This window comes from Chamaesiphon sp. OTE_75_metabat_556, assembly GCF_031378165.1.
Taxonomy (GTDB): Bacteria; Cyanobacteriota; Cyanobacteriia; order Cyanobacteriales; family Chamaesiphonaceae; genus Chamaesiphon.
Window position 1 is genome coordinate 1 of the sequence record NZ_JANNDR010000073.1, and the last position, 19,107, is coordinate 19,107.

Consider the following 19,107-nt stretch of genomic DNA (forward strand, 5'->3'; position numbering starts at 1 on the left):
AGTGTCTTCAAGCTTGTTTGTAGTTGCTTTATTGTTTAGCCCCTGACAAGGTATTCTCACTCGTCGAGCTTGAAGTTAATATCGATGCTCGATGTAACTGGGAGGAGATCTGCTGGAGGTAGTTGGGGTAAGGGCAAGACAAATGGCAGATCCCCACAGGGCAACTCGATCGTAAACCGACTACCGACCTTAACTTTACTCGTGACGGACACTCTGCCTCCATGCAAACAGACGATCTCTCGCACCAGATTTAGCCCCAAACCCGTACCCTGAGCTTGGCGATTGAAGGCACTATCGACCTGGACGAACGGCTGAAATAAGCGATCGAGATCTGCGGCGGCGATGCCGATGCCCGTATCACTGACGGTAATTTCCAGCCGTGCGGGCAGATCTAGATCTGTGGCTATAAAATATTTCACATCAATACTCACGCGCCCAGCTTCTGGGGTAAATTTGACAGCATTACCGAGCAAATTAATTAACACCTGACGCATGCGGCGTTCGTCTATGACTAGATCTGGCAACTGGGGCAGGATATTTACGACTAGTTGAATCTGTTTGCGATCGGCTTGAGGTCTGACGAAAGATAGACTATCGTGGCAAAGCTGACCGATATTCGTTGGTTCGCAATAGAGTTCCAGCTTCCCGGCGTCCAGTTTAGCTAGATCGAGCAGATCGTCGATTAAGGCGAGGAGATGAACGCCACCATTCTCGATCACTTGGACGCAGCGTAATTGGCGCGAGTTGAGCGCACCATATACCTGTTCCGCCAAACCTTCTGACATCCCCAAAATCGCATTAAGTGGAGTTCGCAGTTCGTGACTCATATTGTTGAAAAAAGTCGTCTTCGATCGCTCGGCCAATTCCGCTGCTTCTTTGGCAGCTTTGAGTTCGATAGTGCGTGCTTCGACCTTTTGTTCGAGTAGTTCTACCGATGCTGCTAATTGAGAGTACAGCTTGGCGTTCTCGATCGAGATCGCCGCCTGAGCGATCAGGACGTCGAGTGTTTTCAAGCGATCGCGAGTAAAGCTATCGATCGCGATATGATTTTCGAGGCACAAAATACCGACTAAGTGGCCACGAGCGAGGATCGGAGTATATAAGATGCTTTGGGGTTGATGCTGCTGAAGATAGATATCACCATCAAACTGCATGGAGTCGAAATCATCTGTTAGCAGCATTGGCTGCATATTGTGTAGGATCTGATTGACCCAGCTAATTGCCACATCATTACTCAACTCGTAGGCAATTGGTGTTAATAACTGGGGTTTGTAACCAAGTTCTCCTCTGGCGACTACCTGTAGACTATCTTCTGTCTTGAGTAATAACACACATTTATCGGCACCCGCATTGGCAATGACAATCTCTAGCAGCTTGGTAATTAACCGATCGATCTCGATCTCTTGGGAAATAGTGCGCGAAGCGGCGATCGAACTGTCCAAATCTAAAAATGTGGAGTCACACATCACCGAATTAGTAATATCAGCGATCTCAGGATCGACAATCTCCACCGCTGCTCGATCCACGATCTCAGCTAGAAGTTGAGGATAGAGTGTGTGCAACTGCTCGACTTTCGCCATGGCTCCCCACCGACGATAGCAGGCAGAAGCTGCCATTAAGTAGGATCTCGCAATTTCTGCTTTACCCCAATCCAGATAAAATTTGGCAGCCAGTTCGTTGGCGAGTGCTTCTTCATGAATGAATTGATGTTCCTGCGCACCAGAAATCGCGCGATCGTAATGTTCGATCGCCGCAGCTCGGTTACCTAATAACCGTTGTTTTTCAGCTTCGATTAAATCCCATTTGTGCCGATAATTCATCGGTGCAGTTTGTGCCCACAGATCGATCGTCTCTTGATGAATTTGCACCTGGACGAGGGTTTCCACCCGTTCTAGTTCCGACTGCGATCCGCATAATGCTACGTGTGTCAGGGCGGCATAAAAATGGAATACCGGCACCGGAATCATCCCCGCGACTGCCTGCAAATACAATTGACCTTGAGTAATATTCTCTAGTGCCGCAGTATATTTACCAAATAAATACGCCAACATCAGTTTATAAATATAGGCATAAGCCAGAGCTGTGAGATCGCCATCTTGAATGTGTTTGGGAATCATCACTATCTCATCATAAGCAGCTCCAATCAGACAATCTGGTCGATCGTTTCCCCTGGCCATGAGGTTTTGCGCTATCTGTTGTTTCATTTCGAGATAGGCTTTGGTGATGTATTGTTTCGCTCGATTTAAATCTTTACTATATGGTGATACTTCCGCTTCCCAACTACTTAGTTCTATTCCCCCAATCAGATTCACATCGAAGTAACAACTAATGCAGTAACCAGCATTGAGAAAGTCACCAGTCTCAATGAAAACTGTATGTCCGTATTTAAATGCCCGACTCGCTGTATGAAGAACTTCACAGCGATGTTGAATCCAGTTGGCAAATAGAAATAAACACCTACTCTGGAATTCTTTGGCATTAAATCGATCGACTAAAGTTAGTGCTAAATTACCAAAATGATAACCCAATTGTGCATCACCTAAAAATGCACTCAGCACCAATCCATAATTGACATAACCTAATGCTGATGCAGGTGTATTTCCGAACTGGATCGATAAATTGACCATCATCGAGCTAAGAATGGGGTATGAAGTCGGCATTGCAACGAAAATAGGTGCGCCTAAATCCGCTAAAAGCTCCATAATTTTCCGAGCTTTGAGATCGCTCATCACTGGCAAATCTAATAGATCTTCAATATTCCTACTTTGAAATTGGGTAGTAAGACTCTGTAATGGTTGGCCTACTTTCGTTTCACTAGAAGTAGTATTTGGAAGTTCAATCCCCAATTGAGCTAGTGCCTTTGTGCCCATATCGATCGCTGCCAACATCTTGCCATTAGCAGTGAGTGCAGCAATTTGTATTCTATAAATTTCAACTTTATCTAAAATCGTTTGAGCAGATCGCATCACCACACCAGCGATCTGTTCCATCTGCTCCAAATTCCCCACTAAATATGCAGCTTCAGCAGCAGCAATATGCAGATCTAAAGTCAATTGATATTGGGTTTCCCAACATTTAAAAGATAGGAGTTCGATACCTATTTGCAGATAACTATTTGCTGCAACATAAGCAGTGGAATTTCTGGCTTTTTTGCCAGCACTGAAGTTTAGATTGACCAGCCGTTCTCGATCGATCGGATCGGTAATTAATTCTTTAGCTACATTCAAATGCTCGACAATATCAAATAATCTTTCTTCGATGACAATCTCCGAAGCATCTTGCTGGAGCAACTGACCGATCTGGAGATGAGTTATTTGTTTGTGACTAGCAGGAATTAGTGAGTAAGCTGCTTGTTGAACGCGATCGTGCAAGAATCGATAAACTGGATTAACCGCTCTCGATACTACTCGATCGCCGGATGGGGTAAAAAACTTATAGATGTCTGTAGTGGGAATTAGTAAGTTTTCCTCCAATCCAGCCCATAAGATTGCCGCTGTTTCCTCTGGAGATCGCTCGAATACAGTTGCTAAAGTATATAGATCGAATTGTGCGCCGATACATGCAGCTAAAGCGAATGCTGATTGAGTTGTTGGTGGTAATTTTTGCAACTGTAAAGCCATAAACGCCACCACATCATCGGTGATAGCCATCGCTCTGACTTGAGCTAGATCGCAACTCCACCCACCCACATCGCCATTCTGGCTCGATCGATCGAAATAGATCTCGCCATCTTCATATAATGATTTGAGAAATTGAGTCGCAAAAAAGGGATTACCTTTGGTTTTTAGCTCTACCAATTCAGCTAGCGGTTGAGCGATAAGTGAATCGCAATGGAGTGTATCTGCCACCAACTGGCTCAAACTCAAAAGATCGAGATGTTCCAATCTAATTGTATTGACTGTGATGCCAGTGTTGGCAATTGCATCGATCGCTAATATTGACGGATGAATTGGGGAGACTTCATTGTCTCGATAAGCGCCGATGACTAGCAAGTATCCCGTCGTATCCTGCACCAACAATTGCAATAAATTCAGCGATGCTAAATCTGCCCATTGGAGATCGTCGAGAAACAACACCAGTGGATGTGCGGCGGTGGCAAACAAGCGCACGAATTTTTGCATGAGCAGATTAAACCTGTGCTGTGCAGCACCACCTGCTAATTCTGGAGCTGGCAGTTGCCTGCCAATAATGCGCTCGAGTTCGGGAATGACATCAATTAATACTTGGGCATTTTCGCCTAATGCCGTGAGGATCTGCATTTTCCAATCATGCAGTTTCAGATCTGATTCCGAGAGCAATTGTCCCATCAAATCGCGATAGGCTTGAACGAAAGCTGAAAATGGGATATTGCGCTGAAATTGGTCGTATTTGCCCTTGATGAAATAACCCCGTTGCCGCACGATTGGTTTATGAACTTCTCGGACGATCGCCGTCTTGCCAATACCAGATGAGCCAGCCACTAACAGGATCTCGGTCAGACCCTTGCTAACCCGTTCAAAGGCATTGAGCAGTACGGCAACTTCGGGTTCTCGACCATACAACTGTTCGGGAATCATAAACCGATCGCTCGGATCGCGCTCTCCGAGACGAAACAAGCCAATCTTGCCTGTCTCTTGCAATTGAGCTAAACAAATCTCCAAATCGTGCTTCAGTCCCAGTGCATTTTGGTAGCGATCTTCAGCATTCTTGGACATCAACTTACTGACAATCTCCGAGAGCATCAGCGGAATATGCGGATTGAGTTGACGGACTGAAACTGGCAGCTTGGCAATATGACTATGTACCAATTCCATCGGATCGGTGGAAATAAATGGTAATTGTCCGGTTAATAGTTCGTAGCAAGTCACCCCCAAGGCATAAAAATCGCTCCGGTAATCGATGCCCCGATTCATCCGTCCAGTTTGTTCGGGTGACATATATGCTAGTGTCCCAGCCAGCTTATTGGCATTCTCGATCGCTTGGGTTTCCTTTGGCAATTGGGAAGCAAGACTAAAATCGATCAGCTTAATCTGCCGTGTTTCTGGGTGAATGAGGATATTCGCAGGTTTGAGATCTTTGTGAATGATCCGATGACGGTACAATCCATCCAGTGCTTCGGCAACTTGGGTGACGATCTGGAGGAAGGTAATTAATTTTTGCGGAGTTTCTCCCAGAACGCCCGATCGATAGATATAAGATTGCAGCGACATACTACCGCAATCTTCCAGAATCAAGGCATGAGAGTTTTGGTAAGGTTCAAATGCTAGAGTTTTGACAACATAGGGCAAATCTAAGGTTTTGCCAATGTCATACTGATGGCGAAACTGCATCAGTCGATCGAAACTGGGGGCTGGACTCCGTAAGATTTTGATCACAACTGGATATCGATCGGACTCTCTGATGCCTCGATAGATGAGAGTCCGATCTCCAGCATAAATCTCTTCAGTAATTTGATAACCACGCAAGTGCACAATCGTCTTCACTGTTCTAGCCCTCAACGTGCAACTATATTGAAGACGGCTAGGAGCCAAATTTTAGCACCAACGCTCTAAAACTTGATGTAATCTAGCTGTTGGCAATTCAAATGCAAATTTGCTAGCCGTTCTACTATGTATCGTATAGTGTGCCCAAAAGAGTAGCTGTAATCTAGATCGCTCAATTCTCCTTCACCAATGCTCGGCCACCGCAAGTTAGTTAAGTTCAATACTTAGTAGATACCCCACATTTCATTTGTTGGAAAGGTAAACAAAAAAGATCTAACCTCAGAATATAACAAGATATTCTGAGGTTAAAAGTAGTAACCCGTGAAGACTAGACAGTTACTGATGATGCACCATAACAGAGCTGATACAATCCATCTAGGAATCTCCATGATGCTAAGCGCGTTTTCTCAAAACCTTGTTTAGCCGCAGTTACACCATCTTTTGATTCAGTGGCAAAACGGGCAATAACTAAAGATTCATCGGCATGACCGACCTCTAATTCTTCGTGAAGTGTCAACCACACGATCGCAGATCGAGCTATATTTGTCTTCCGAAACTCTCGACCCATACACAGATCGAATTGCTTGCCATAAACTTCTAATAACATTGCAGCTCCCAGCCCTACAAAAGGATTAGGGTCTAAATAGAGATCCTGTAAACATTCATCATATTCTTTGCCGATCTTCAGCATATCTTCGGTAAAGGAGACCATTCGCCAAGGCTCAATACCTGTCATCAACTGCTCAAACAGTTTTCGGTGAATCCGGTTAATATTGCCATTTCCAAGTTCCTCATTCAACTGTTTGGCAAGAAGGCAACGAATTCGCTCGTCGTCATTCCGCGCAATGATACTGGCGAGGCTACGACTAAAATTAGTAACTACCAGGCGAAGATTCATAAATAACAGCCATAGATGCTGCGGATTAACTGGCTCTCGCTGCAATCGTTGCAAGACAGGATGATGATCTAACGGATGATTTTCGTAATACCACAACATGTCTTCTAGCGATGGGATCGATTTTGCTAGTTGTGTTAAGGTTGTTGATGGATGGCGCACCCCATTGATTTCTGGATTGAGATAAAGAGTGACTCGTCGTTGTTGTTGTTCTCGTCGTAATGCTGTGTAGGAATGCATTCCAATCCCTGTTTCTAGGGGACGTGTAGACAAAGATCGAATCGCAGCCTGGTAGGTAGAGACTGGGAGACCATGCTCGATCAAGTATAGATCGAGCCTGTCGCATACTGCCCGATCGTCAGTAGCATAGTTAGAAATTGGGATGTGTAAGGTACTGCTTGAAGGCGTAGCATTATCGCTTTCAACCCAGGAAAAGGCCGAGATTGCTGGTTTTGCGGAAAATGAGGTTTGGCCTGGTGCCATCGCTTGGCAAAATTCGATCGCATCACCAGGGACGTAATTACGTGCCGCACTCAGTGCTGATTCTAGCTCGGCTGGAGTCGCGTCGTGATGGCGGAGATAGACTTTGACTCGGGCGTGTTGATGAGCGGCGAGATCGAGGGAGAAGTAGACAAATTCGTCTTTATCGGGGCCGCGTTGGGCGGCTGTCTCGGCTAAGGTCGGCCAAGCATGGGTGAAGCCGAGTCGGACGAAGGATTCCTCGACAATTGCTGCCGATCGACTTTTGTGCTGGGATTGGGGATTGAGATAGAGTTTGAAGGCGGATGGTTTGTCAGGATAAAAGCAGGCGGAGTGCCACATTGAGAATTTGGCGTCGGTATTCGTCGGGACGAATAAATCGGCAATTTGCGCGAATCGATCGAGGCTAACGTTGTAATGTGTGGCTAGATATTGATTTAACTCTAGTCCGGCTTGCCAATTGGATTGCAGATTGGGGTCTTGGCCTTGAGCTTCGACCAAGACCCGCAGTTCTACTTTGTCGGGGTCTAACGCGATCGAAAATTCAAAGGGAGAGCCATCGTCTGAGACATCAGACGGCCACTGAGTACTCTCACCAATTTGACGATCGCTCCAAGATATCGTCATCGCTCGAAAAATTTCGACAACCTCGGCAAGTTTGGCATTCATGCCCAATGATTCACACAGAGCTGTCAATTTTTCGATCCCAACTTCAACGTAGGTTTTGGTAGAAATTAAGCGTTCTGGATCGAATCCAACTTGAGACTGACGCTCGATCGAATGCTGATTTTCTAATGATAACTTTAGACTATCAGATGTGTTTTCATTTGCATTAATTGATACTGATGCCGTAGATGCATGTTCAGAATTACTCATGAAAAACCCCAAAGCTTAAATGATTAGATGTTTATTTCTCTATTGCGGAAATACTTTTCACATCCTAACATATAAATTTATTTTTGAAACATTTGTCGTTTTTTTGACATTAATTGTACGGATTTCAAGATATTATAAATTCAATTTGTTGCATCGTAAATAGACCGTAAGCCTTTCCCAGAAAGCATTGTAAGGATTCGATCTCAGCTTTCTAAATTGATAAAGTTTGCAAAAACTCATATACTCTTGTATATCAAGAGGTATATAACAGCATACAAAGTAATAGTATTTGAACGAACGCGATCTAAATCATTAAACTCGCAAAGCAATGTATAAGTCGTTACAAAAACAAATTAAATAAATCACGAATTGCATAATGTAGTTCGATAAACAACTAACATTAATAGTAGTAACAATCTACACATCGTTGTTATGGTCTAAAGCAGTAGAGATCGAGCAGATCGTTAGTTGAGAACACTAGTAGTCGATCGATATTGACAATTAATTGCGCTGTAATAGTGTTTCGATCGTCGCGACTAGTTGACCGAGTTTGACGGGTTTGGTTACGTAGCGATCGGCACCAGCATCCAGACATTTTTGGCGATCGGCAGGCATCGCCAGGGCGGTGAGTGCCACGATCGGAATCGTCGCACATTCAGGGATCTGCCGAATGCGCCCGATCGCCTCAAAGCCATCCATTCCCGGCATCTGAATATCCATCAAGATCGCATCAGGAGTCTGCATCTGCGCCATCTCGATCGCTTGATGCCCGTTGCCAGCACCGATCAACCGATAGCCTCGGCTGTGGAGATAGCCAGTCATTGTTTCCATATTGGCTTCGTTATCTTCCACTACCAAGATCGATGCTTTGGACTTGGTTCCAAAATCTTCAGGCTCTGCTGGCGGGAGATCGGCGATTTCCATCCTCGCAGGCTGTGTCGATGCGGGAATGGCCGCCTCCAGGCTTGGCTCAAAGGGCAGATAGACGGTAAAGCAACTACCGCGCTGGAGTTCGCTCTCAACGGTGACGGTACCACCATGTAGTTCGACAATCCGCTTGACTAGTGCTAGTCCCAATCCGGTACCTGCATACTGACGATTGAGACTGCTATCGATTTGGACGAAAGATTGAAATAATTTAGAGATATTTTCGGGTGCAATCCCAATCCCCGTATCGACGATCGAAAATACAATTTGTTGGGCAGCCGAGATTGTCGCAAGTTGCCCAATCGAAGTTAGCTCGGCTGGGTCGATCTCCAGCGGTAAATCGCCGATGCTCCCAGCTAGTACCCGCACATCCAAAGTCACAGATCCCCCTTCAGGGGTAAATTTGACGGCATTACTGAGTAAATTGATCAGGACTTGACGGAATCGCAGATCGTCGATATGCAGATTGACAGGCTTGAGTGGTGCGGGTAGTTGCGTCGTCAGGCGAATTTGCCGCTTGTGGGCGAGTTCTTGGACAAATAGCATACTGTTTTGGCACAGTGACTGAATCGAGACTTCACTGAATTCGAGGACAAATTTGTTAGCGGCGATCTTCGAGAGATCGAGAATATCGTTAATGAGGGAAAGTAGGTGTTTGCCACTTTTTTCGATCGTGGCGAGAGAATTTCGCTGCTGCTGGTTGAGATCGCCAACGATCGAAGTCTGGAGAGCTTCAGACATGCCCAGAATCGCATTCAGCGGGGTACGGAGTTCATGGCTCATATTTGCCAAAAACTCATCCTTGAGCTGGGTGGCTTGGGCGAGTTCTTGGTTAGAGATTGCCAGTTGTTGGTTGCGTTCGCGCAATTGGGTATCGGCTTGTTGGCGTTCGGTCAATTCGGCCTGCAATAGCTCGAATAGAGTTGCCTGTTGAATGGCGATCGCCAGTTGGTCGGCGATTTGCTGGAGGAGCTGGGCTTCGACATCCTGCCACTGACGTCGGCTACTACAAGCATGGATACTCAGCAATCCCCACAATTGCACGCGATCGCTCGGATCGAACTGCCGCTCGGTGTCATTGTCTTCACATGGCAATAAAATCGGAGCGACGATTTTAGATTGCACCCCAGCCATAATTTCGCATTCTTGGAGCCGCAGAGATCGAGCATCCTGCATTACATCAAAGACAATTAGAGGTTGACCCTGCGTGTAAAATTCGATCTCATCTAGACTAAATGGTGCGCGTTCCCACTCGATCTGCATCAGGCTGGGATACGCTGGGGAGACTACTTCTTCTACGGCGCGGAGTTGTCCGTCAGGGCAGATTTGAAAAATGGTTGCCCGATCAACCTGCATCAATTCCTTGACTTGGCTAGCAGCAGTAGCGAGGATTTCTTCGACTTTTAGGGAATTGCGAATTTGCTGGGCGATCGCGCCTAATGTACGTTGCTGGCGCAGTTGCAGGGCGATTTCCTCTTCTGCCCGCCAGCGGATCTGGAGTTCAGACTGGACTTTGGCATACAGAGTCGCTTGTTGAATCGCAATCCCGATCTGTTCGCTAATATGTCTGATAAATTCGATCTCGATCTCTTGCCAAGCGCGATCGCTACGGCAATGATGGACGCACAATAAGCCCCATAAATCTAGCCCATTGAGCAATGGTACGACTAAGTGAGCGCGGACTTGATAGGTCGCTAGGATCTTGACCTCAGACTTTTCCAGTCCAGCAGTATAGATGTTTTCAACAGCATTAATGCGCCCTTGTCGATAGTAGCAAGCAAACTTTTGACCAAAATTCGGATCGTGAATTTTGGCACCTACAATCGGCCTAAATTCCCTAGCTACCGATTCAGCGACGAATTCACCTTGGGAGTGGTGACAATCGGATCCAAATTTAAAGATCGCCACGCGATCGGTTTCCAAAAATCCGCGAATTTCTCTTACCGCAGTCGCGAACACGATGGGTAGCTCTAAGGATTTGCGAATTCTTTGGGTCATTTCTCGCAAGACAAATTCGCGATCGGCTTGTTGGCGGATCGTTTGTTCGATTTGCTGCCGGATCGCTTCATTTTCTTTAGCCGCACTAATATCAAAGCTAATCCCCACCATCCGGTAGGGTCGATCGCGTGTGTCGGATTGCACTAGTCCGTGAGCTTTGAGGAAGTGGATGCTGCCATCGGGATGAATGACGCGAAATTCGGCATCGAATTCAGCTACTTGCATCAATGCTTGGGCTAATTTTTTTTCGATCGCTGGCCGATCTGCGGGATGAACGCTGTTAGTCCAGTTCGTATAGGCACCACCTTGCTCGACAGCGGTGTCCGATCTACTTCGTCCGTATAATTCATACATCCGATCGTCCCAGATGTAGCAATCTTGGCGAATATCCCATTCCCAACAGCCGACTGCTCCAGATTTCAACGATAGAGACAGTCGCTCGGAGAGTTTGTGCAATGCTGCTGCTGTTAACTGCGGTTGGAGACTCTCACCCGTAACTAGCCCTACCAGACAAGCTCGCTCGTCCACGATCGGTAAGTGGCGGATCTGATGTCGATCGAGTAAGTTGGTGACGACAAATAAATCCGTGATCGCAGCTTGTTGCAACGTTACTAGCGGCGATCTCATCACCTCGCCGATCGTCAGCCGTTCTAAATCTTGCCGCGCGGCAGTCAGCCGCACGACATCTGTCGCTGTCAAGATGCCGATCGGTCGGCCGCGATCGACAATCAGGATACAACTAGCTGCGGGATCTACTCGCTGCTCTGCCAGGGATATTACACCATCGATCGACGTGGTATCTAAGCGCGGATTGCACATCAGTGAAATCGCCGCAATCGCGACCGTGTCCGGCGACACGATCGGCGGCTGAACGATGATTTGCTCCCATAATGGCGGTGTCGAACCAAAAATTGGCTCAGACTGGGCAAACGGTACAGGATCGAGCATTTTTTTCGGCGAGGAGCTTTAATCTCATAATGCCCTCAAGATTGCTGTAAGTTTAGTTCGGAGAATGGGTATTCTAAAAAATATATCAAAAGAGTATATTTGACATGAGTAGCTACTCCATCCTAGTCGTTGACGATCAGCCCGATAATTTCGACGTCATTGAAGCACTGTTACCGAGTGAAAGTTATCGATTGCACTATGCCAACTGCGGGGAGGATGCCATTAACTTACTAGACAAATTCGATCCTGACATCATCTTGCTAGATGTGATGATGCCCGGTCTCAATGGCTTTGAAGTCTGTAAGCGAATCAAATTGATGTCCCAATGGCAAGGCGTGCCGATTATTATGATCACGGCGCTATCGAGTAAAGAAGATTTAGCCCGCTGTCTGGCGGCTGGTGCCGATGATTTTATTACCAAGCCTGTTAATGGCCTCGAATTGACTGCCAGAGTCAATTCCATGCTGCGGATCAAAAAACAATACGATCGAATTCAATCTTTTTCCAAGCTTCAGCGCAATAATATTCATTCCTTAGCCAATAATTTGAACGAAATTCGCTTAGATTTAGCAGTTGGCTTTCCCAATGAATTTAATTCACCATTAAGTACGATCTCGGATAATATTGCCTATCTCAAGCAAAATGTCGAAAAGTTAAGCCTTGCGAATACGATGGAGTTGTTGGATGCGAGCGATCGCTCGGTAACTCGATTGCATACCTTAACTCAGAAATTTTGGTTTTATCTGAAACTAATTGTCGATACCCCCGTACCTAGCAATCGCGATCTCTCGATTCCCAGATTTATTATTGATCGACTGCTGAGTACTCGCTTTGCGACAATGCCAATACCGAGCGAATTGATTTGTGAAGTTGAAAGTGCGAAATTAGCAGTAAATGACGATCTGGCTGAATGGGTATTTAATGAATTATTAGATTACATGCTCGATCGTCATGGTGATCGTACTGCTCTGCAAATTCAGGGTAAAACTATCGATAATGCATTTCATTTGTCATTATCCAAACATCCACAACGTGACAATAGCAAATCGAATCGAGAGATGACCGAGTTAATCCAATTTAATTCGTCTGCTGATGAAAATTCTGAATTAGAAATCGGTTTGAAGATCGTCAAGAAAATCGTCGAGATTTATGATGGGATCTTTTTAATGTCTGGCACCGATCGCGCCGATACTGAGATTTATGTCACATTACCATTAGCATCGGAAACTGCCTCAATGACTGGACTCCAGCTTGGTTTACCGACAATTGCCAAACAAAGTCTAAGTTGATAATTGATAATTGATAATTGAGAGAGCCGTGATTCATTCCTGCCCTCTCTAGTCTCAACTAGGGTCGCAATCTGCCTCCAAACAAGAGATTTCAACTCATTCTCTTTGTTAAACGATCTCCACTAATTCAACCCTGAATATTTGGTAATTGAGATGTAAGAAGCCGATCCATCCAGCCCTCAAAATAAGCCATATTTGTGGCTTGTTGTTGGGGGTCTGTACTATCTAGGGGATGGGGAGCCAAGCCTAGGATTGTGGCACTAGTGACACAATACATTGACTTCTGGAAACTCTGACAAATTTTTACCAATAGATCGTCTTCTTTCCGTTTGGTATTTTGATAAATTTCGTGCAAATAAGGGGGGATAAAATGCCGCATATCCTGCATTAACAAAGTTGGTGGTATCCCCGCCCCGCCGATCGGCAGCGGATCGGCATACAGCGCACCGTAGGTAAAATCATCCTGCTGGATCGGGATTTGATGAGCTTGTGCGTTGTAAGAAACCACCCCCAAAAATGGCGTGCCGCGAAAGAAAATTGCTTCGACATAGGGCACCGCAACGTCCATTAAAAAGGTCAGATTTGCCGATGGCGGTAAGATATCATAGCTACGCCCATCGATCGTCACGGCATAGGCAATCGGATTGGCAGCAGCAGCCACCAATCCGGCTTTAACCCAATCGACAACTGCGGGAATTGTCGTGACTTTACCTGCTTCATAGGCTTTACCTAAAGTTAAGAAGATCTCCGACATCACCTCCCAAAATTGACCGAGGGCATTGTAATAAACCGATTGTCGCACCTGCTCTGGCAAGAACTCTGGAAATATACGATGTAAGAGTTTAATTATCGGACTACCTTTAATTTTGGCTTGAATTGCTAGCTCGATCGAGTCGCGAAATTCTGGCGACTCGATATACTGCTCTAGTCGGCCACCGCCATGCCAGAGCATGACTTTCATACAATATTCGGCATATTCAAAATTGATCCGATCGTGCCACAAATGCTTGAGCAAGCGATCGAATGATACATTGCCATCAAAATATTTAAAGAACGGAAAGATCGTTAAAAATTCGCGATCGGCAATGTATTGGAGGTTCTTTTGATAAGCATCCAGGACATACCCATAACTATCTAGAATCCCGACAACCTCTTTGACATTGTCAGGATGATCTGGCAACAGACTTTGACCTTGATAAAAGCGATCGATATAAATAGCAAACCGATGACAAGTATTAGTAGCAGTCATGTAAATTTTGGATGTTAAAGTTTGGAAATATGTTTGGCTACTTAGTAACACTAACAGCGATAGCTGGCGGTTGATGCAGCGTCGCCGCGATCGTCGGTTCGCTCCAGCGGGTAATCCAACCAGGTTGAAACCCGAATAGGACGATCGCGACAGTCAGAATCATCGCGGGATAGCGTTCGCGCCAAGTTACAGCTTCGAGATTTTGCACTGGTGCCGACAGTCGTCCAAAAAAAGCTTTGTTAATTAACAATAGATAATAAACTGCCGTTAAACCAGTTCCTAACATACAGAGTAGCGTCTGAATCGGAAAAACTGGAAAACTACTCCGAAAGATCAGAAACTCGGCCACAAACCCCACCATCCCAGGAATCCCCGCGCTCGCCATTACTCCCACTATCATCAAACTGCCAATCACTGGCATCCCCCGTTCGGGATTGAGCAAACCTTCCAAGATATTGATATCCCTAGTTTTCGTCTTCTGATACACCACGCCGACTAAGAGAAATAGCGTAGCAGAAATTAACCCGTGACTGACCATCTGAATCATCGCCGCCGAAAAACTCAGTGGGGTATTTGCGGCCGCCGCCAGTAAGATGTAACCCATGTGACTGACGGAGCTATAAGCCACCATCTTCTTCATATCCGTTTGGGCGATCGCCATCAACGCGCCGTACAATACACTGACGATCGCCCAGATTGAGAGCCACGGCGCGGCGATCTGCCATGCATCGGGGAATAAGCCCACACAAAACCGCAAGATCCCGTAGGTCGCGAGTTTGAGTAATACTCCCGCCAACAATACCGAAATCGGGGTCGAGGCTTCAACGTGAGCATCGGGCAACCAAGTATGAAACGGGAACAGCGGCATTTTGATCCCAAAACCCAGTAACAGCGCACCGAGTAGCAACAACTGTTGACTCACGGGCAACGCATTGGCGAGGGCAGGATTGTAACTAAAGCTATTGCTACCGCCAAACCAAGCCAAGCCCAAGAACGCGGCTAAAATTAACGCCCCAGACAAAGCCGTATAAATCAAAAATTTTGTGGCTGCATAAGCCCGCTTTTGACCGCCCCAAATCGCAATCAACAGATACAGCGGAATCAATTCCAGCTCGTAAGCGATGAAAAATAGCAATAAATCTTGAGCCAAAAATACGCCACTGACCGCCGCATTCAGGATCAAAATCAGCGTGTAATACAGTCTCGGTCGCTCGATTTCTTCGTTGCTGCTATAAATTGCCACCCATGTCAATAAGCTATTGAGAGCCACCAATGGCAATGACAAACCATCGATACCCAATCGATATGACAATCCTAACGCATCAATCCAGTTGACATTTTCAACAAATTGCATCCCCGGATTACTTAAGTCGAACTGGATCAATAACCAGATCGTCCAACCAATCGTGGCTAAAGCGATCGTGGAGGCGATCGAGCGAGTCTGGCTCGGCCAGCAAGCTACTACCAGTGCTCCCAGCATGGGAACGATTAATAAAATACTCAGCATGAAAGTAGAGTTTAGTGAATAGTGAATAGTGGATAGTGAATAGTGAATAGTGAATAGTCAATAAGGTACAGAGAAATCCCCGCTCCCCATTCCCAACTCCTAACTCACTTTAAAGTGATAAAAATAGCCAGGCGATTGTCAAACCCATTAAGCCTGCGCCGACCGCGATGGTGAGTACATAGCTTTGGACTTGGCCAGATGCGCCATATTTCAAGCTTTCACTACTAAATATCGTCGCAAATCCGACTAAATTGACCAAGCCATCGACGACATAACGATCGATCCAAGCCGTAACTTGCGAAAGTTGATATACCGACCACACAATCGTGTTGTCATAAAGCTTTTCGACATAAAAATCATTGGCGAGCAGTGCTTGAACCCACGGTACCGATAGTTTCACCGGCTTACGATCTGCTCTAAAGTACAACAGCCCACCCACGACAAATCCCAACCCGCTCGATAGACTAATCGAACTATATTGCAACAGGCTAATATCATCCAAATCTGGTAACAGTGCCAGTTGGGACATTACTGCTGGCGTTAACACTGTCAGCACTGTCAAAAATACCATCGGCAAAGCTAGCGGCCACGCCACTTCTGGCGCGCGTCGGGTTTTGGGCTGAGTTTTGCCTAAAAAGACCAAGCCGAACACCCGTGCCAGGTTAAAAGCAGTCAAGCCGTTGACGATTAAAATGATTGCAATCGCCCAAGGGTAATCAACTCGTAGAGCCTCAAATCCCTCCTGAAATGCCCAAAAACCACCTAATGGGAATACTCCAGTCATCGCGAGGGAACCGACGATAAATGCCGTCGTCGTCGCGGGCATGCTCTTGGCCAGACCACCAAACTCGTTGATATCCTGATTATTGGTCGTCAAAATTACGCAGCCGATACTCATGAAGATCAAAGCTTTGGCAACCGCATGCGCAAAGAGCAGGAATAAAGCGAAACTGATCCACTTCGCCCCAATCGCAATAAATACCAACCCCAAGTAGGCACTAGTCGAATAGGAAATCGTCCGCTTGATATCGATTTGGGCGATCGAGACTAAAGTTGCCCCGATCGCCGTCACAGTCCCAATTACCATCAAGGTATTCATGACGATCGGCGATAGATACAAAATCGGATGTACCTTAATCAAAATATACGCCCCACCCGTCACCACGACCGAATTTCGTAGAATCGATGCGGGGTTTGGCCCTTCCATCGCTTCATCCAACCAGAGGTGCAAGGGAAACTGAGCGCATTTCCCGATCGGCCCAGCAATCAATGCCAGCCCGATCAGCGTCGCGGTTAATGGTGAAATTTTGGGATCTTCGCACCACTCGTACAGATCGTTAAAATCCAAACTCCCGGCCATACTCGATAGAGCAATCACCCCCGCAAACAGCAAGATATCTCCCGCCCGTTTGGTCAAAAAAGCATCGCGAGCCGCTTTGACTACCAGCGGTTGCGCGTACCAAAAGCCCACCAGTAAATAGGTAGACAGGGTTAATAATTCCAGTAAGCCATAACTGACCAGCAGCGAATCGCTAATGGCGACCGCACTCATCGCGCCTTCAAAGAAGCCGACCAACGCAAAGAATCTCGCCATTGCCCAGTCTTTTTCCATATAGCCCAGTGCAAATACTTGCGCCAAGAAACTCAAAATGGTCACCGACTCCATTGCGCCCACACTCACTGCCGACAGCTCGAAAGTCAGATTGAGATCTAATCCCGCCACTGTCAGCCAATTAAAGACGATCCGATGTGGCTCGTGATTCCAAACCAGCCGAAACAACGCCGTCCCGTGGATCAGGGAGATCGTCGTCATCAAAATATTTAGATAGGCTGCTGGTCTCGGGCCAGTCCGGCGCACCAATCTTGTCATCCAGGGAATGGTTAGAATCGCCCCAACCAAGCCATAGCATGGTATCCACCAACCTGTGTCCAGCAGCATTTGTTCCATAAATTACGCCCAGCGATCTGTCTCTATGATGTTAAAAATTTTTAATCTTAATTAGCCGCACAACTTTATTTCTGAGAATCATCGATCTCAGCAGTCCAAAATTGAGCGGAGAAACTTTAGAATATTTTAAGCTATCACCCATTATCTACCAGAACCAACCGATTACGCCGAAGATCGGACAATCGACCTAGATGGCGGGCAGCTAGCTCGATGCTCATTTTCTTAATATATCGATACTAGTGGCTGACCTGCAACCTCACCATCGGCAAATAATGACATTAGCTCTGCTTATAGTCGAAATCAAAAATAATAATTTTGTATTATATTGCCAAAGCGATCGCCGAAACTGTACTATCGATCGTATTGTGCGTGCGATTTATAACTGCTACTGACCGCTAATTTATGTCCAGCTTTGGCCGATCGTCGATCGATCTACATTTATCGCATCTCGAAGCGATCGACTCTTAACTTATCAATAAAGAATATTTAACCGACTGATTATATTCAGGAAAATTTAGACCAATGACAGTAGCCCAGACCGTACCTCCCGATAATATTACGGCTTCCCCACCAACCCCATGGTCGAAGACGCTGATCGAACCCAAGATTCACTCTAGTGCCTACGTTCACGCTTTTTCTAATATTATTGGGGACGTGCGGATCGGTGCCAATGTGATGATCGCACCAGGGATCTCGATTCGGGCAGATGAAGGCAATCCGTTTGGGATCGGTGCGAATACGAATATTCAAGATGGTGTTGTCATCCACGGTTTGGAACAAGGTCGCGTCATCGGTGATGACAATACTGAATATTCTGTCTGGATCGGCACGAATACATCGATCACCCACATGGCTTTAATTCATGGCCCGGCTTATGTCGGTAATGACTGCTTTATCGGCTTTCGATCGACAGTCTTTAATGCCAAAGTCGGCCACGGTTGCATCGTGATGATGCACGCCCTGATTCAAGATGTCGAAATCCCGCCTGGTAAGTACGTGCCATCGGGCGCGATTATTACCAATCAACAGCAAGCCGATCGATTATCAGAGGTGCAACCCGACGATCGCAAGTTTGCGGCTCACATCATCAGTATCAATGATTCATTGCGCTCTGGCTATCGCTGTGCGGATGACATCGAATGCATTACACCATTGCAAGAAGCGATCGATATCTCTAGTTCGGGACTATATGGCATCGCCAGATCGGAGAGTTTAAAGGCCGTGAGTACGGCAATCTCATCCCATATCTCGCCGGAGACGATCGCTAGTGTCCGCCAACTGCTCGCTCAGGGATACAGTGTCGGTACCGAACATGCCGATAAACGTCGCTTCCAAACCAGCTCCTGGACGAGTTGTGCGGCTTTTAACTCTACTCGTGAAGCTGACATCTTCACTGGTTTATCCACCTGCCTGCAAGAGCATAGCGGTGAATATGTGCGACTGATCGGGATCGATACCAAAGCCAAACGTCGGGTACTGGAAAGCATCATTCAGCGGCCTGGCGATCGTCCGGCAACCACGACAAATG

General features: G+C 46.3%; 8 protein-coding genes. 2 read left to right on the forward strand and 6 right to left on the reverse strand.

The window, feature by feature from the left end; translation table 11 throughout:
* Positions 1-56: 56 nt before the first annotated feature.
* From RMO27_RS03575 to RMO27_RS03585, 3 genes are all read right to left on the reverse strand, one after another.
* Entirely contained in the window at positions 57-5,462 is a 5,406-nt protein-coding gene (locus tag RMO27_RS03575; RefSeq protein ID WP_309729172.1) for an AAA family ATPase, read from the reverse strand.
* Positions 5,463-5,790: 328 nt separating this feature from the next.
* Positions 5,791-7,713: an iron-containing redox enzyme family protein gene (locus tag RMO27_RS03580; protein ID WP_309729174.1), complete on the reverse strand. Its 1,923-nt coding sequence runs from the start codon at positions 7,711-7,713 to the stop codon at positions 5,791-5,793.
* Between the two features lie 501 nt (positions 7,714-8,214).
* Positions 8,215-11,586 (reverse strand): GAF domain-containing protein, encoded by a 3,372-nt coding sequence (locus RMO27_RS03585; RefSeq protein ID WP_309729177.1) that lies wholly within the window; start codon positions 11,584-11,586, stop codon positions 8,215-8,217.
* A 104-nt stretch (positions 11,587-11,690) separates the two neighbouring features.
* Between RMO27_RS03585 and RMO27_RS03590 the strand changes: the two genes are divergently transcribed.
* Positions 11,691-12,875, forward strand: coding sequence for a response regulator (locus RMO27_RS03590; protein ID WP_309729179.1), 1,185 nt, complete (start codon positions 11,691-11,693; stop codon positions 12,873-12,875).
* 127 nt (positions 12,876-13,002) lie between these two features.
* Here RMO27_RS03590 and RMO27_RS03595 read toward each other — a convergent pair whose 3' ends face one another.
* The 3 genes from RMO27_RS03595 to RMO27_RS03605 all read right to left on the reverse strand — a co-directional run bounded on the left by RMO27_RS03595 (position 13,003) and on the right by RMO27_RS03605 (position 17,579).
* Positions 13,003-14,124: a CO2 hydration protein gene (locus RMO27_RS03595; protein ID WP_309729181.1), complete on the reverse strand. Its 1,122-nt coding sequence runs from the start codon at positions 14,122-14,124 to the stop codon at positions 13,003-13,005.
* Between the two features lie 37 nt (positions 14,125-14,161).
* Positions 14,162-15,631 carry an NADH-quinone oxidoreductase subunit M gene (locus RMO27_RS03600; protein WP_309729183.1) on the reverse strand — a complete coding sequence of 490 codons (1,470 nt, stop codon included), beginning with the start codon at positions 15,629-15,631 and terminating at the stop codon, positions 14,162-14,164.
* Positions 15,632-15,740: 109 nt separating this feature from the next.
* On the reverse strand, positions 15,741-17,579 hold the full coding sequence (locus RMO27_RS03605; protein ID WP_309729185.1) for an NAD(P)H-quinone oxidoreductase subunit F: 1,839 nt from the start codon (positions 17,577-17,579) through the stop codon (positions 15,741-15,743).
* Between the two features lie 522 nt (positions 17,580-18,101).
* Here RMO27_RS03605 and RMO27_RS03610 point away from each other — a divergent pair.
* A partial coding sequence (locus tag RMO27_RS03610) for a ribulose bisphosphate carboxylase small subunit (protein ID WP_309729187.1) occupies positions 18,102-19,107 on the forward strand: 1,006 nt, incomplete at its 3' end.

Excerpts from the sequence above, each read along its gene's own strand:
- RMO27_RS03580 (WP_309729174.1), bottom strand. The coding sequence starts at position 7,713 with ATGAGTAATTCTGAACATGCATCTACGGCATCAGTATCAATTAATGCA.
- RMO27_RS03585 (WP_309729177.1), bottom strand. The coding sequence starts at position 11,586 with ATGCTCGATCCTGTACCGTTTGCCCAGTCTGAGCCAATTTTTGGTTCG.
- RMO27_RS03590 (WP_309729179.1), top strand. The coding sequence starts at position 11,691 with ATGAGTAGCTACTCCATCCTAGTCGTTGACGATCAGCCCGATAATTTC.
- RMO27_RS03595 (WP_309729181.1), bottom strand. The coding sequence starts at position 14,124 with ATGACTGCTACTAATACTTGTCATCGGTTTGCTATTTATATCGATCGC.
- RMO27_RS03600 (WP_309729183.1), bottom strand. The coding sequence starts at position 15,631 with ATGCTGAGTATTTTATTAATCGTTCCCATGCTGGGAGCACTGGTAGTA.
- RMO27_RS03605 (WP_309729185.1), bottom strand. The coding sequence starts at position 17,579 with ATGGAACAAATGCTGCTGGACACAGGTTGGTGGATACCATGCTATGGC.